The 275-nt window shown below is 60.7% G+C and carries 1 pseudogene; it reads right to left on the bottom strand.

The features are described 5' to 3' along the window. Positions 1 to 206 (bottom strand): annotated as a pseudogene (locus RMT89_RS42850) (hypothetical protein); the annotation flags it as partial. Positions 207 to 275 lie beyond the last annotated feature (69 nt).

Genomic DNA, 275 nt, shown 5'->3' on the forward strand with positions numbered 1-275 from the left:
TCGCCCTGATGCAGCGTGATGCCGGCGAGTAGAAAACAGCTCGGCATATCGCGAGACGGAGTTTTCTTGACCAGTCTCCCGCCGCTGTTGTTGTTTTCCCATGCGGCAAGCTTGCGCTTGAACCGTGCGGGTGGCCTCGGTGTGCCGTCTGAATAGCGAACGATCGAGCCGAGTGGAGCAGACACGTAGATGTGTTGTGCGGACATGATGTCCTCCTGTGGGGTTTGCGAACGAAAGCCGCCGACTCGGGGGAGCCGGCGGCGGGGATTGATCGG

The sequence above is a fragment of the Streptomyces sp. P17 genome (assembly GCF_032436805.1).
Lineage (GTDB): Bacteria > Actinomycetota > Actinomycetes > Streptomycetales > Streptomycetaceae > Streptomyces.